The organism is Curvibacter microcysteis, assembly GCF_028649455.1.
GTDB classification, from domain to species: Bacteria; Pseudomonadota; Gammaproteobacteria; order Burkholderiales; family Burkholderiaceae_C; genus Curvibacter; species Curvibacter microcysteis.
The window spans coordinates 820,070-834,573 of sequence record NZ_JAQSIO010000001.1; the positions used below are offsets into that span (position 1 = coordinate 820,070).

Here is a 14,504-nt window from a genome sequence, read left to right on the forward strand (position 1 = left end):
CCCTTTATAAAAGTCAGGCGTCAGGGGTATTTTTGAAACCAGCCAATTGCAAACGATGCATGGCCAAGGCCAAACGGGGGCGATAAGGGTGATCGTGCTCATTACCGACCCAGCCATCCACCAGGTTATTGAAACCAATCACGCGTTCGCTGCCCGCATAAGGCACCAGATTCACGGTTTTTTCGTCGCCCGGCTCGAATCGAACCGCCGTCGTTGCGGGAATATCAAGCCGCTTGCCAAAGGCTTGTGCCCGATCAAAATCAAGGTCGCCGTTGACCTCGAAAAAATGAAAATGCGAACCGATCTGCACCGGGCGGTCGCCCGTGTTGCGCACCTTGAGCGTGGTGACAGGACGTCCCGGATTCATCTCGAGGTCGCCACTGGCCAATATCACGCCACCGACGGGGCAGTTTTGAAGAGGGTCTTGGGGGGTGTTCATCGAGGGCTCCTGGGATCAGCGGATCGGTGTGTGCACCGTGATCAGGCGGCTACCGTCGGTGAAGACGCCTTCCACCTGAACAAAAGGCACCATGTCGGCGACGCCTTCCATGACGTCGGCACGGGTGAGGACCTGGCTGGCCAGGGTCATGACCTCTTCCACGGTTTTGCCCTCTCGTGCCCCCTCCAACGCCGCCGCGCTGATGACGGCCACGGCTTCAGGGTGATTCAAGGGCAGGCCCTTGCTCTTGCGCTGCAAGGCAATCATGGCCAGGGTGTGAATCAATAATTTATCCAGCTCTCTTGGTGCCAAATGCATAGTTTCTCCTCGAACATTGCATAACCATCGATGCCAGCCGACTGAATCAACCGAGGCCATTCAGTCCACGCCATCTTTTTGTTCAGCCTTGGCTGAACAATTGCCAGCGCAGCTTAGCCAAAAACAACATTTCCATTTGTACGCGTTTGATTCAACGGCAGATAAAATGTAAAAATGATATTGAGAATATTTGAAATAATATTTATCAGTAATCAGATGCGTATCGATTCACTGTGCATGTGAAATGCCCGCGGCATGAGCGCGACCAGGCCAGGGAACGGCTGCGCCGGGCGCAGGTCAGGCGCCATGAGGGTGGGTGGGGGACGCGCAGGCCAACCGGGTGACCATGCGGGTGAATGAGGGGGGTGCTGTCGGCGGGGGGAGGTGCCAGACTCGCCGGCGGTGGATGGCGACGTGAAAGACCGCCCAGAGACGAAAAAGCCCTTGAAGATCAAGGGCTTGGACGTTGGTGGTGCGGCTGGCGGGGATCGAACCCACGACCCTTGGCTTCGGAGGCCAATACTCTATCCACTGAGCTACAGCCGCGTACCGGATGCCGGTAGGCAAGTGGCGGATTATGGCACGGCGACCAGGCCGCCCAACCCAAAACAGGCTCGGAGCCATCAGCAAGCCCCCTGGCCGGGCGCCCCCTGCCCGAGCTCGGATGGGCCTGGCCTCAGAGGGCGCGGGCTTGAGGGGCCGGCCTGGGGAAGCCCAGGCCCACCAGGAATGTGTCGATTGCCTGCTGTCCAGTGCTGACCACATCAAAGTCGCCGGGCGACAGCAACCAGTTCTGGATCAAGCCATCCACGATGGCGTGCAGGCCTTGTGCCGCCATGGCGGCGGGCATGGGCAGTGCGCAGCGGTGCAGGTCGGCGGCGGCTTGCAGGCTGCGGGTCATCTCGGCCAGGCAACCGTTGCGGGCTTCCAGGTGGCGCTGCTTGATGGGCAAGGCGTCCCCGACGTACTCCACCTTGTACGAGGCCACCTCAAAGACCCGCTGCACGACCGGGTCATTGACCATTTTCCTTAACACATCGACCGCAGACTGGCGCATGTCCTCCAGGGGGTCGCGGCCAGGCTCGCGGCCCATCTGCTCCAGCGCCTCTTCCATGGGCAAGGTGACGCGTTCCATCATGGCGTTGAACAGGTCTGCCTTGTCCTTGAAGTGCCAGTAGATGGCGCCCCGTGTGGTGCCAGCGGCGACCGCTATGTCATTGAGCGAGCTGCGCGACACGCCTTTTTCTGAGAACACGTGCTCGGCGGCATCCAGCAAGCTGTGCCGGGTGGCAAGAGCATCTTCTTTGGTGCGACGGACCATGGGCTGTCTCCGGTGGGGGTATTTACCTAAGGCTCACATCATACATTCATGGATGTATGTATACTTTGCTTTCGTTTTTTAACCAGTCAATACAAAGTGTGCGTTGACACCGTCTGCGTGCGCTCAGCAAACCCACCCAATCTGGAAAACCGACATGACTGACTCCCTCTCTGCGGCCCAGGCCGTTCCCTTGCGCCAGCCGCTGCCGGCCCGGCTCACCCTTTTGGCTGCGGCCGCTGCACTGAGTGCGGTGCTGGCAGGCTGCGGTCCTTCCAATGCCCAGGGAGGCCCTGGGGGCGCGGGTGGCCCGCCCCCGGCCGAGGTGGGCGTGGTGACCGTGACCCCGGGCGATGTCGGTCTGGTGACCGAGTTGCCGGGCCGCCTGGAAGCCTCCCGCGTGGCCCAGGTGCGTGCACGCGCCACGGGCATCTTGCAAGAGCGCCTGTTCCGCGAAGGCAGCGATGTGAAGGCCGGCCAGGCGCTGTTCCAAATCGACGCCGCCCCCTACAAGGCCAGCTTTGACAGTGCCCAGGCCGCCGTGGCCAAGGCCGAAGCCAACCTGATGCAAGCCGCCGCCCAATTGGCGCGCTACAAGCCGCTGATCGAGGCCAATGCCATCAGCAAGCAGGACTATGTGAACGCCGAAGCCGCCCAGAAGCAGGCCGAAGCCGACGTGGCCTCGGCCAAGGCCGCCCTGCAAACCGCCAAGATCAACCTGGGCTACACCACCGTGACGGCCCCGATTTCGGGCCGCATCGGCCGTGAGCTGGTGACCGTGGGCGCCCTGGTGGGCCAAAGCGAAGCCACGCAATTGGCCGTGGTGCAGCAGATCGATCCGCTGTACGTGAACTTCACCCAATCCGCCGCCGAAGTCATGAAGCTGCGCCAGGCCTTGGCCCAAGGCCAGTACAAGCGCGCCAACGGTGCCGAAGCCGCCAGCGTGCGCCTGGTGCAGGACGACGGCAGCGAGTACCCGCGCGCAGGCAAGCTCTTGTTCTCTGACCTGACGGTGGACAGCAGCACCGGCCAGATCACGCTGCGCGCCGAGGTGCCCAACCCCGGTGGCCAGCTGCTGCCTGGTTTGTACGTACGTGTGCGCCTGGAGCAAGCCCAGGCCAGCAACGCCATCACCTTGCCGCAGCAAGCGGTGACGCGCAGCGGCCAGGGCGATGTGGTGATGGTGGTCAGCCCTGAAGGCAAGGTCAGCCCGCGCCCCGTCAAGGTGGCCACGGGCAAGGGCAACCAATGGGTGGTGCTGGACGGCCTGAAGGCCGGCGAGCAAGTGATGGTCGACGGCTTCCAGAAGCTGCGCGGCGACGCCCCGGTGAAGGCCGTGCCTTGGAAGGCCCCGGGCAGCGCAGCGCCCGCTGCCGCCCCTGCTGCGGCCGCCCCGGCTGCCAAGTCCTGAGGAGCCTGACACATGGCGAAGTTCTTCATTGACAGGCCCATTTTTGCCTGGGTGATCGCACTGTTCATCCTGGTCCTGGGCGGGGTGTCCATCACCCAACTCCCGATCTCGCAGTACCCCCCGGTGGCCCCGCCGTCGGTGGTGATCAACACGAGCTACCCCGGCGCCTCGGCGCAAACGCTGGAAGACAGCGTGATCAGCGTGATCGAACGCGAAATGAACGGCTCTCCTGGGCTGATCTACATGGAGTCGGTCAGCCAAGCCGACGGCACGGGCTCGATCACCCTGAGCTTTGAGCCGGGCACCAACCCGGACCTGGCCCAGGTGGATGTGCAAAACCGCCTCTCGCGGGCCACCCCCCGACTGCCCAGCGCGGTGACGCAGCAAGGCGTGCGGGTGGACAAGTCGCGCAGCAACTTCTTGCTGTTCATCATGCTGTCCTCGGACAACGGCGCCTACGACCCGATTGCGCTGGGCGACTACGCCTCGCGCAATGTGATCCCGGAAATCCAACGCCTGCCAGGCATTGGTCAGGCTCAGCTGTTCGGCACGGAGCGCGCCATGCGCGTCTGGATCGACCCGGCCAAGCTGACCGGCTTCAACCTGTCGCCCGCCGATGTGAACGCAGCCATCAAGGCGCAAAACGCCCAGGTGTCCTCGGGCGCGATCGGCGACCTGCCCAATGTGACGGGTCAAGGCATTGCCGCCACCGTGGTGGTGCAAGGCCAGCTCGCCAACGTGGAGCAGTTTGGCAAGATCGTGCTGCGCGCCAACGCCGATGGCTCCACCGTGCGCCTGAAGGACGTGGCCCGCATCGAACTGGGGGCCCAAACCTATGGCACCTCGGCCCGACTCAACGGCAAGCCCGCCACGGGCATCGGCGTCCAGCTGACGCCCTCTGGCAATGCGTTGGCTGCTGCCAACGCGGTCAAGACCAAGATGAACCAACTGCAGGGCTACTTCCCGGCCGGGATGTCGTACTCGATTCCGTACGACAGCTCGGGCTTTGTGAAGATCTCCCTGAGCCAGGTGGCCGAAACCCTGGTCGAAGCCGTGGTGCTGGTGTTCCTGGTGATGTTCCTGTTCCTGCAGAACTGGCGCTACACCGTGATCCCGACCATCGTGGTGCCGGTGGCCCTGTTGGGCACTTTTGCCACGCTGCTGGCCCTGGGCTTCTCGATCAACGTGCTGACCATGTTCGGCATGGTGCTGGTGATCGGCATCGTGGTGGACGACGCCATCGTGGTGGTGGAGAACGTCGAGCGCATCATGAGTGAAGAAGGCCTGCCCCCGCTGGAGGCCACGCGCAAGGCCATGGGCCAGATCTCGGGCGCCATCATCGGCGTGACCGTGGTGCTGATCTCGGTGTTCGTGCCGCTGGCGTTCTTCAGTGGTTCGGTGGGCAACATCTACCGCCAGTTCTCGGCGGTGATGGTGTCGTCGATCGCGTTCTCGGCCTTCCTGGCCCTGTCGCTGACGCCGGCCCTGTGCGCCTCGCTGCTCAAGCCCGTGGATCCCGCTCACCATGAAAAGAAGGGCTTCTTCGGCTGGTTCAACCGCAGCTTCAACCGAGGCGCCAAGCGCTACGAGGGCTGGGTCGCCCGCCTGCTCAAGCGCGCGGGCCGCTACATGGTGATTTACCTCGCCATCGTGGCCGCCGCCGGCGTGATCTACACCCGACTGCCGACCTCCTTCCTGCCCAACGAAGACCAGGGCACGATGCTGGTGAACGTGCAACTGCCCCCGGGCGCCACCATCGAGCGCACCCGCGCCGTGATGGAACAAGTCGAAGGCTTTGTGCTGAACCAGCCCGAGGTCAAGAGCATGGTCGGCGTGCTGGGCTTCAGCTTCTCCGGCCAAGGCCAGAATGCGGCCCTGGGCTTTGTGACCCTCAAGCCCTGGGACGAACGCCATGGCGAAGAGCACTCGGCGCAAGCCCTGGCCGGCCGCGCTTTCGGAGCCCTGATGGGCATCCGCGATGCCTTCATCTTCCCGCTGAGCCCCCCGCCCATTTCTGAACTGGGCAACGCCACCGGCTTCACCTTCCGGCTGCAGGACCGCGCGGGCAAGGGCCACGATGCGCTGATTGCCGCACGCAACCAGTTGCTGGGCATGGCCTCGCAAAGCAAGGTGCTGACCCAGGTGCGCCCGGATGGCCTGGAAGATGCGCCTCAATTGCAAATCGATGTGGACCGCGACAAGGCGCAAGCCCTGGGCGTGCCCTTTGACAGCATCAACTCGGCCATCTCCACGGCGCTGGGGTCGAGCTATGTGAACGACTTCCCCAACCAGGGTCGTCTGCAACGCGTGGTGGTACAAGCCGACGCGCCGGCCCGCATGCAGCCCGAGGACATCCTCAAGCTGCGCGTGGCCAACAGCCAAGGCAGCTTGGTGCCGCTGTCGGCCTTCGCGACCACGCGCTGGGCCAACGGCGCCATGCAAACCGTGCGCTACAACGGCTACCCGGCCGTGCGCATCAGCGGTGGCACGGCCCCAGGCCGCAGCACCGGTGAAGCCATGGCTGAGATGGAAAAGCTGGCCGCCCAACTGCCCCCGGGCTTTGGCTATGAATGGACGGGCCAGTCGCGGGAAGAAAAGCTCGCCGGCTCGCAGGCCGTGATCCTGTACGGCTTTGCCGTGCTGGCCGTGTTCCTGTGCCTGGCGGCGCTATATGAAAGCTGGTCGATCCCGCTGTCGGTGATTCTTGTTGTGCCCCTGGGCGTGCTGGGCGTGCTGCTGGCCACCTTGCTGCGGGCGTACTCGAACGACGTGTACTTCCAGGTGGGCCTGATCACCATCATTGGCCTGTCGGCGAAGAACGCGATTTTGATCATCGAATTCGCCAAGGACCTGCAAGCCCAAGGGCGCGGGGTGATCGAGTCGGCCCTGGCCGCCGCGCACCTGCGCTTCCGCCCCATCGTGATGACCTCGCTGGCCTTCATGCTGGGCGTGGTGCCCCTGGCCATTGCCACGGGTGCGGGCTCGGCCAGCCAACGCGCCATCGGCACCGGCGTGGTGGGCGGCATGATCACCGGCACGGTGCTGGCGGTGTTCTTTGTGCCCGTGTTTTTCGTGGTGGTGCGCACCCTGTTCAAGGGCAGCGAACGCCAGCGCAAGATGTACGCCGAACACGCCAAGAACGCTGGCGTGGCCGAAGCGGCGGATGGAGGACATTCCCATGAGTAAGACCCGTCAAGCGCTGTCGCGCTCCACCCTGCGCAGCGCGCCCACGGCACTGGCCCTGGCCCTGCTGCTGGGCGGCTGCAGCATGATCCCGAGCTACGAGCGCCCGGCCAACCCAACGGCAGCCACCTTCCCGCGGGTGCAGCCTGGGGCCTCGGCCAGCCCGAGCGGCACCAGCGCCGCCGAGTTGCCCTGGACGCGCTTTTACAGCGACCCGCGCCTGCGTCAGTTGATCGAGTTGGCCCTGGCCAATAACCGTGACCTGCGGGTCTCGGTGCTCAACATCCAGCAAGCTCAGGCCGCCTTCCAGATCAAGCGCGCGGACCAGTACCCCACACTGAACCTGGCCGGCAACCTGAGCAGCAACCTGACCAGCGCCGGCAATGTGAGCAAGCTCTACAGCGCCGGCCTGCAAGTCAGCGCCTGGGAGCTGGACTTCTTTGGCCGCGTCGCCAGCCTGAAGGAACAGGCGCTGGCCCAGTACCTGGCCACGGACGAGGCGCGCAAGAGCGCCCAGATCAGCCTGGTGGCCAGCGTGGCCAACGGCTGGCTGACGCTGCAGGCCGACCAGGAGCTGCTGAGCCTCACGCGCCAGACCCTGGCCTCGCGTGAGGACTCGGTGCGCCTGACCCGGCTGCGCTTTGACAGCGGCGCCGCCTCGGAGCTGGACCTGCGCCAGGCCGAGTCGCTGGCCGAGAGCGCGCGCGCCACCCAGGTGCAGCTGCTGCGCCAGCGTGCCCAGGACGAAAACGCCCTGGTGCTGCTGCTGGGCCAAGCACTGCCGGCCGAAGTCAGCAACAGCCTGATGCACACCGGCTTGAGCGAGACCCGCCTGCCTGACGTGCCTGCGGGCTTGCCCTCGGACCTGCTGACGGCGCGCCCCGACATCCGCCAGGCAGAGCAATCCCTGCTGGCGGCCAATGCCAACATCGGCGCGGCGCGGGCGGCCTTCTTCCCGCGCATCTCGTTGACGGCGGGTTACGGCTCGGCCAGCGGGCAGCTCTCGGGCCTGTTCAAGGACGGCTCTTGGGGCTTCACGCCCACGCCGCAAATTGTGCTGCCGCTGTTTGACGCAGGCCGCAACCAGGCGGGGCTGGATTCAGCCAAGGCCGGGCGCGACATCGCCGTCGCGCAGTACGAGAAGGCCATCCAGAGCGCCTTCCGCGAAGTGGCCGACGCCCTGGCCGGGCGCGACACCCTGGGCGACCAACTGCGCGCCCTGGAAGCCCAAGCCAAGGCCGACAGCCGACGCCTGCAATTGGCCGACCTGCGCTACCAAAGCGGCGTGGCCAGCTACCTGGACCTGCTGGACGCGCAACGCACCCTGTTCGCGACCCAGCAATCCCTGGTGCAGACCCGCCTGGCCCAGCTGCAAAGCCAGGTCACCTTGTACAAGGTGCTGGGCGGCGGCTGGACCGAGGCGGTGGCCACGGCCGCGGCTCCGACCACGCGCTGAGCTGGAGCGGGCCGGCGACGGCCCGCCACCAGCCCGCCGGACGGACTCAGGCGATTGGCGAAGCCTGACCCTCAGCAGCACTGGCGAGCGATGTGTTAATGCCGCCCGACGCGGCTGGCCCGCTCCACCAGACGACTGTACCGGCGGTCACTTCGCACAACTTTGTTCGCATTTCGTCGACCCCGAAACACACGCAAACAAAGACAAGATCCGCCATTTCTTTTGTTGCATTTGCCAACATGACCCCCCACCGATGATCCGAAGGCACCCCATTGCCCCCGGAATTTCGGAAGGAAAGTCATGCCTCTTGTTACGTCTTTTGTCGACCGTCAAGACCGTCGACCCCACTGGTCCAGCCCCTCGATCGGAGCGGCCCTCACTCTGAGCCTGACGGCCCTGATCAGCGGCTGCGATCGCCACCCTCCAGCCCCCCATGCCGCCATGCCGCCCGCCGAAGTGGGTGTGGTCGTTGCCCAAACCGCTTCGGTGGGTTTGCAGACCGAACTGCCAGGCCGGATCGAGCCCTACCGCAGCGCGAACATTGCCGCGCGTGTCGCCGGGGTGCTGCAAAAGCGGCTGTTTGTGGAAGGCACGGAGGTCCGGGCCGGACAGCAGCTCTACCAGATCGACCCCGAACCCTTCAAAGCGGCCTATGACAATGCCGCCGCGGCCCTGCTGAAGGCCGAGGCCACCCTGGCCCAGGCGCAGGACGTGCTCAAGCGCTACACACCGCTGGCAGCCGAAGGCGCGGTGAGTCAACAAGCGCTGGTCACCGCGCAGCTCAACGTGCAGCAGGGCCTGGCCGATGTCGCCAGCGCACGGGCCAATGTGCAGACCGCCCGGCTGAACCTGGGCTATGCCAGCGTCAGCTCACCGATTGCGGGGCGGGTGAGCCAGACCCAGGTCACCGAAGGCGCACTAGTCGGGCAAGGCCAGGTCACGCCACTGACCACGGTGCAGCAAATCGACCCGGTGTATGTGAACTTCACCCAATCGGCCGATGACGTGCTGCGCCTGCAACGCAGCCTGGCGCAAGGCCAGCTCAAGCGGGTGCCTGGCAGCCAGGCCGCCAGCGTGCGCATCCTGCTGTCCGACGGTACGGAGTACCCCTTGCCGGGCAAGCTCTTCTTCTCCGGTGTGACGGTGGACGCCAGCTCCGGGCAGATCACCCTGCGCGCCGAAGTGCCCAACCCCCACCGGGTGCTGCTGCCCGGCCTGTACGCCCGCGTGCGCCTGGAGCAGGCAGAGGCGAGCGAGGCGATCCTGCTGCCCCAGCAGGCCGTGACGCGCACGCAAAACGGCAACACCGTGATGGTGGTGGACGCCGATGGCCAAGTCAGCACCCGGGCCGTTCAGGTCAGTGGCACGTCGGCGGGTCAATGGGTGGTGCTCGGCGGGCTCAAGCCCGGCGAACAGGTGATGGTCGACGGCTTCCAAAAAGTACGGGGCAAGGCGCCCGTGAAGCCCGTGCCTTGGAAGGGCGCCACGCCCTCGGCGCACGCCCCCGAGTCCAAACCGGCAGCGCCTGCCGCCAGCCCGGCGGCCAAGTCCTGAGGAGCGGCATTCCATGTCTAATTTCTTCATCAGCCGGCCGATTTTTGCCTGGGTGATCGCCCTGTTCGTGGTCGTGCTGGGCTGTGTCTCGATCACCCAACTGCCGATCGCCCAATACCCCCCCGTGGCCCCACCCAGCGTGGTGCTCAGCATCACCTACCCCGGTGCGTCGGCAGAGACACTCAAGAACAGTGTCATCACGGTGATCGAGCAGCAAATGAACGGCGCCACCGGCATGCTCTACATGGAGTCGGTGGCCCAAGCCAATGGCACCGGCACCATCACCCTGAGCTTCGATCCCAGCATCGACCCCGACATGGCTCAGGTGGACGTGCAAAACCGACTGAGTGCAGCCACACCGCGCCTGCCTGCAGCGGTCAATCAGCAAGGCGTGCTGGTGACCAAGGCCTCGAACAACTTCCTGTTGTTCCTGATGCTGTCATCAGATGACCCCAACACCAACCCGATCGACATCGGCGACTACGTGGCGCGCAATGTGATGCCCGAGATCCAGCGCATCGAAGGCGTTGGTCAGGTGCAGCAGTTCGGGACCGAGCACGCCATGCGCATCTGGCTGAACCCCAGCAAGCTGGTGTCCTATGGCCTGTCGCCGGCCGACGTGAATTCAGCCATCGCGGCGCAAAACGCGCAGGTGGCCTCTGGGGTGATCGGCGACCTGCCCCAGGTGCCGACCCAGGAGATCTCGGCCACGGTGCTGGTGGACGGCCAGTTGGCCTCGGTCGAGGCCTTCGGCGACATCGTGCTGCGCGCCAACCCAGACGGCTCGAGTGTGCGGGTGAAGGATGTGGCGCGCTTGGAAATCGGTGGTGCCAGCTACGCCACCTCGGCTCGACTCAACGGCAAACCGGCTTCGGGTCTGGGCGTGCAGCCGGCCAACAAGGGCAATGCCCTGGCCACCGCGACCGCTGTGCGCAAGAAGATGCAGGAGCTGGAACGCTACTTCCCCAAAGGCATGAAATGGGCCATGCCGTACGACACCTCGACCTTCGTCAAGATCTCGATTGGCGAGGTCACCGAGACCCTGTTCGAGGCCCTGCTGCTGGTGTTTGTGGTGATGTTCCTGTTCCTGCAGAACGTGCGTTACACCATCATTCCGGCGATTGTGGTGCCTGTGGCGCTGCTGGGCGGGTTCACCACCATGCTGATGATGGGCCTGTCGATCAATGTGCTGACCATGTTCGCGATGGTGCTGGTGATTGGCATCGTGGTGGATGACGCCATCGTGGTGGTCGAAGCCGTGGAGCGCATCATGGCCGACGAGGGGCTGCCCCCAGTCGAGGCGGCACGCAAGGCCATGGGTCAGATTTCTGGCGCGATCGTGGGCATCACCGTGGTGTTGATCTCCGTGTTCGTGCCGCTGGCTTTCTTCAGTGGCTCGGTGGGCAACATCTACCGCCAGTTCTCGGTGGTGATGGTGTCCTCCATCGCGTGCTCGGCCTTCCTGGCCCTGACGCTCACGCCGGCGCTGTGCGGCTCGATGCTCAAACCGGTCAGCCCAGGCAGCGAACAGAAGCAAAAGGGCTTCTTCGGCTGGTTCAACCGCAGCTTCGAGCGCACGGCGGGCTGCTATGAGAGCTGGGTCACCCGCCTGCTGAAAAAGGCCGGGCGCTACCTGGTGATCTATGTGGCCATCATCGCTGCGGCCTTGTTGATCTTTGAACGCCTGCCCACGTCGTTCCTGCCCGATGAGGACCAGGGCAACATCATGGTCAACGTCCAACTGCCCCCCGGCGCCACCGCCAAACGCACGCTGGAAGTGGTCCAGGAAATGGAGTCCTTCATCCTGCAGCAGCCCGAGGTCAAGAGCATGATCAGCGTGTTGGGCTACAGCTTCTCGGGCAATGGTCAAAACGCGGGCCTGGCCTTTGTGACCCTCAAGGACTGGAAGGAGCGACTGGGGCCGGAACACTCGGCCCAGGCCTTGGTGCAGCGCGCCTTTGTCGCCTTGCTGAACGTGCGCGACGCATTCATCCTGCCGCTGAGCCCAGCCCCGATTCCGGAGTTGGGCAACTCCACGGGCTTCACCTTCCGCTTGCAAGACCGCAGCGGGAAAGGCCACGCCGCGCTGAACGCGGCCCGCGATCAACTGCTGGGAGCGGCGATGAAGAGCCCGCTGCTGTCGCAGGTGCGGATGGATGGGCTGGATGATGCACCCCAATTGCAGCTGCACATTGATCGGCAAAAAGCCCAAGCCCAAGGGGTGAGCTTTTCCACCATCAACACCGCCCTGTCGACCTTGATGGGTTCGGACTACGTGAACGACTTCCCCAGCAACGCGCGCATGCAACGGGTGCTGGTGCAGGCCGACGCGCCCTACCGCATGCAGAGTGAGAACCTGTTGGAGTTCCTGGTGCCCAGCAACGCCGGCAAGTTGGTGCCCTTGTCGACCTTTGCCTCCACCAGCTGGACCACCGGGCCCATGCAGTCGGTGCGCTACAACGGCTATGACGCGGTGCGCATCAGCGGCAACTCGGCGCCCGGTCACAGCACCGGCGAAGCCATGGCCGAGATGGAACGCCTGGCGGCCGAGCTGCCAGCCGGCTTCGGCTACGAATGGACGGGCCAGTCCTTGCAAGAAAACTCAGCAGGCTCGCAATCCATGGTGCTGTATGGCTTTGCCTTGCTGGCGGTGTTCTTGTGCCTGGCCGCCCTGTATGAGAGCTGGACCATCCCGATCTCGGTCCTGATGGTGGTGCCACTGGGCTTGCTGGGCACGGTGGTGGCCACCTTGCTGCGGTCCTATGCCAACGATGTGTACTTCCAAGTCGGCCTGATCACCATCATTGGCCTGTCGGCCAAGAACGCGATCATGATCGTGGAGTACGCCAAGGACACCCAAGCCAGCGGCAAGGGCATTGTGGAGTCCGCACTGGAGGCGGTGCGCCTGCGCTTTCGGCCCATCATCATGACCTCGCTGGCCTTTGCGCTGGGCGTGGTGCCTTTGGCCATGGCCAGCGGTGCGGGCTCGGCCAGTCAGCGGGCGATCGGCACCGGCGTGCTGGGTGGCATCCTGATCGGCACCACCTTGGCGGTCTTCTTCGTGCCCATCTTCTTTGTGGTGGTGCGCACCCTCTTCAAGCGCCGGGGGCCTCAAACCCCGGCCCCCTCCACCCCTTCGGGAGCCTCCCATGACTGAGCCCACCCAACGCCGAGCCACCGGCTGGCCGGCCAGACCGGCCCGGCTGAGCGCGCTGGCCCTGCCCTGCCTGCTGGCCGCTTGCAGCTTCATTCCCAGCTACCAACGCCCTGCAGCCCCCCTGCCCGCGCAGTGGCCGGGACTCAGCAGCGCAGCGCCGGAGGAGCACGGCGCCCCTGCCAAGCTGCAGCAGGAGCACTGGTCAGACTACTTCAGCGACCCGGGCTTGCAGACGCTGATCCGAACCTCGCTGCAGAACAACCGCGACCTGCGCGTGACCGCCCTGAACATCGAACAGGCGCGGACCCAGTTCCAGATCAGCCGGTCCAAACAATGGCCTGCGTTGAACGCCGCCGGCGGGGGCACCCACGTCCCGATGTCCTTGGGGGACGCTGGCGTCAAGCAGGTCTCGTACTACTCGGCCGGCCTGGCCGTGACCTCGTTTGAGCTGGACTTCTTTGGCCGCGTGTCCAGCCTGAAGGCGCAGGCGCTGGCCCAGTACCTGGGCACCGAGCAAGCCCTTGAAAGCGCCCAGCTGAGCCTGATCGCCAACGTGGCCACAGGGTGGCTGACCCTGCTCTCAGACGAAGCTCAACGGGAACTGGCTCGCGACAGCTTGCGCAACTTGGAGAGCACAGAACGGCTCATGGCGCGCAGCGTCGAGCTGGGCACCCAGCCTCGCCAGGCGCTGCAGCAAGCCGTGGCCCAAACCCAGTCCGCCCGGGTCAGCTTGGCACAAAGCGAGCGACAGCGCCAAACCGACGAGAACGCCCTGCAGTTGCTGCTGGGCAGCGCTCAGCCGTTCCCCCTGCAAACCTTGCTCGACGCTGCGGCGCTGAACACCGTGCAGTTTGCCGACCTGGCGCCAGGTCTGCCCTCGGCCTTGTTGCAGCGTCGCCCGGACATCGCGCAGGCCGAACAGGCCCTGATCGCCGCCAACGCCAACATTGGCGCCGCCCGCGCGGCCTTCTTTCCCACCATCAGCCTGACGGCGGGGGTCGGCAGCATGAGCCCTCAGCTGTCGGGGCTGTTCAAGTCCGGCGCACAGACCTTCACCTTGTCGCCCCAGGTGAGCCTGCCGCTGTTCAACGCCGGGCAGACCCAGGCCAACCTGGATGCGGCCAAGGTCAGCCGCGACATGGCGGTGGCGCAGTATGAAAAGGCCATTCAGTCCGCGTTTCGCGAGGTGGCTGACGCGCTGGCGGGGCGCAGTTCGGCCGTTGAGCAACTCGAGGCCTACCAAATCCAAAACCTGGCGACCCTGGATCAGCTGAAGCTGAGTTCGCTCGGCCTGGAGGCGGGTGTGAACAGCCGCCTGGACTGGCTCAGTGTCGAACGCAACTGGCTTGAAAGCCGCCAGCGGCTGTTGCAAGCCCAACTGAGCCGCTTGCAGAACCAAGTCACGGTGTACCAGGCCCTGGGCGGCCGCTGGAAGCCTGCCAAAGTGGTTGACCCAAGCAGCGCCCAGCAATGAGGCCTGGCCCCGCCCCCCGGGGGTGGGCGCCGCCGCAGCGGGTCTGCGGCGGTGGCCTGACCCACAAAGTGAGTGACCCGGCGGCGCCTTGACGCGGATGCAACAGCACCCGGGCAAGCCCCTGTCTGTGATCGGTACTTGCCTCGCTATAATCAAAAATTGAGCCTGCAGCCCCTACCACAACATTGAGGACG

Annotated in this window: 9 protein-coding genes and 1 tRNA gene; 6 read left to right on the top strand and 4 right to left on the bottom strand. The window is 65.0% G+C overall.

The genetic code is table 11. The annotated features are described in order from the left end of the window. Positions 1–13: 13 nt before the first annotated feature. From ureB to PSQ39_RS03625, 4 genes are all read right to left on the bottom strand, one after another. Positions 14–439 (bottom strand): urease subunit beta, encoded by a 426-nt coding sequence (gene ureB / locus PSQ39_RS03610; RefSeq protein WP_273925226.1) that lies wholly within the window; start codon positions 437–439, stop codon positions 14–16. 15 nt (positions 440–454) lie between these two features. Further along, positions 455–757, bottom strand: a complete 303-nt coding sequence (locus PSQ39_RS03615; RefSeq protein WP_273925227.1) for an urease subunit gamma — start codon at positions 755–757, stop codon at positions 455–457. 470 nt (positions 758–1,227) lie between these two features. Then, positions 1,228–1,303: transfer RNA gene (locus tag PSQ39_RS03620), tRNA-Arg, on the bottom strand. Positions 1,304–1,433: 130 nt separating this feature from the next. Beyond that, a complete protein-coding gene (locus tag PSQ39_RS03625; RefSeq protein WP_273925228.1) occupies positions 1,434–2,078 on the bottom strand; it encodes a TetR family transcriptional regulator in 645 nt (214 codons plus the stop codon). 154 nt (positions 2,079–2,232) lie between these two features. Here PSQ39_RS03625 and PSQ39_RS03630 point away from each other — a divergent pair, with 154 nt between their 5' ends. The 6 genes from PSQ39_RS03630 to PSQ39_RS03655 all read left to right on the top strand — a co-directional run bounded on the left by PSQ39_RS03630 (position 2,233) and on the right by PSQ39_RS03655 (position 14,310). Beyond that, positions 2,233–3,486 (top strand): efflux RND transporter periplasmic adaptor subunit, encoded by a 1,254-nt coding sequence (locus PSQ39_RS03630; protein ID WP_273925230.1) that lies wholly within the window; start codon positions 2,233–2,235, stop codon positions 3,484–3,486. 12 nt (positions 3,487–3,498) lie between these two features. Beyond that, entirely contained in the window at positions 3,499–6,672 is a 3,174-nt protein-coding gene (locus PSQ39_RS03635) for an efflux RND transporter permease subunit (protein WP_273925231.1), read from the top strand. Beyond that, on the top strand, positions 6,665–8,125 hold the full coding sequence (locus PSQ39_RS03640; protein ID WP_273925232.1) for an efflux transporter outer membrane subunit: 1,461 nt from the start codon (positions 6,665–6,667) through the stop codon (positions 8,123–8,125). Before PSQ39_RS03635 ends, PSQ39_RS03640 begins: the two co-directional genes overlap by 8 nt. Positions 8,126–8,425: 300 nt before the next feature. After that, the gene (locus tag PSQ39_RS03645) at positions 8,426–9,679 is read left to right on the top strand and encodes an efflux RND transporter periplasmic adaptor subunit (protein ID WP_273925233.1); all 1,254 of its coding nucleotides are present in this window, start codon (positions 8,426–8,428) and stop codon (positions 9,677–9,679) included. A 13-nt stretch (positions 9,680–9,692) separates the two neighbouring features. Further along, positions 9,693–12,836, top strand: a complete 3,144-nt coding sequence (locus PSQ39_RS03650) for an efflux RND transporter permease subunit (protein WP_273925236.1) — start codon at positions 9,693–9,695, stop codon at positions 12,834–12,836. Continuing rightward, entirely contained in the window at positions 12,829–14,310 is a 1,482-nt protein-coding gene (locus tag PSQ39_RS03655) for an efflux transporter outer membrane subunit (protein ID WP_273925237.1), read from the top strand. The genes PSQ39_RS03650 and PSQ39_RS03655 overlap by 8 nt, the downstream gene beginning before the upstream one ends. Positions 14,311–14,504: the final 194 nt, after the last annotated feature.

Bases quoted from the DNA above. Each gene is read 5' to 3' on its own strand.
- ureB (WP_273925226.1), bottom strand. From the start codon at position 439: ATGAACACCCCCCAAGACCCTCTTCAAAACTGCCCCGTCGGTGGCGTG.
- PSQ39_RS03615 (WP_273925227.1), bottom strand. From the start codon at position 757: ATGCATTTGGCACCAAGAGAGCTGGATAAATTATTGATTCACACCCTG.
- PSQ39_RS03625 (WP_273925228.1), bottom strand. From the start codon at position 2,078: ATGGTCCGTCGCACCAAAGAAGATGCTCTTGCCACCCGGCACAGCTTG.
- PSQ39_RS03630 (WP_273925230.1), top strand. From the start codon at position 2,233: ATGACTGACTCCCTCTCTGCGGCCCAGGCCGTTCCCTTGCGCCAGCCG.
- PSQ39_RS03635 (WP_273925231.1), top strand. From the start codon at position 3,499: ATGGCGAAGTTCTTCATTGACAGGCCCATTTTTGCCTGGGTGATCGCA.
- PSQ39_RS03640 (WP_273925232.1), top strand. From the start codon at position 6,665: ATGAGTAAGACCCGTCAAGCGCTGTCGCGCTCCACCCTGCGCAGCGCG.
- PSQ39_RS03645 (WP_273925233.1), top strand. From the start codon at position 8,426: ATGCCTCTTGTTACGTCTTTTGTCGACCGTCAAGACCGTCGACCCCAC.
- PSQ39_RS03650 (WP_273925236.1), top strand. From the start codon at position 9,693: ATGTCTAATTTCTTCATCAGCCGGCCGATTTTTGCCTGGGTGATCGCC.
- PSQ39_RS03655 (WP_273925237.1), top strand. From the start codon at position 12,829: ATGACTGAGCCCACCCAACGCCGAGCCACCGGCTGGCCGGCCAGACCG.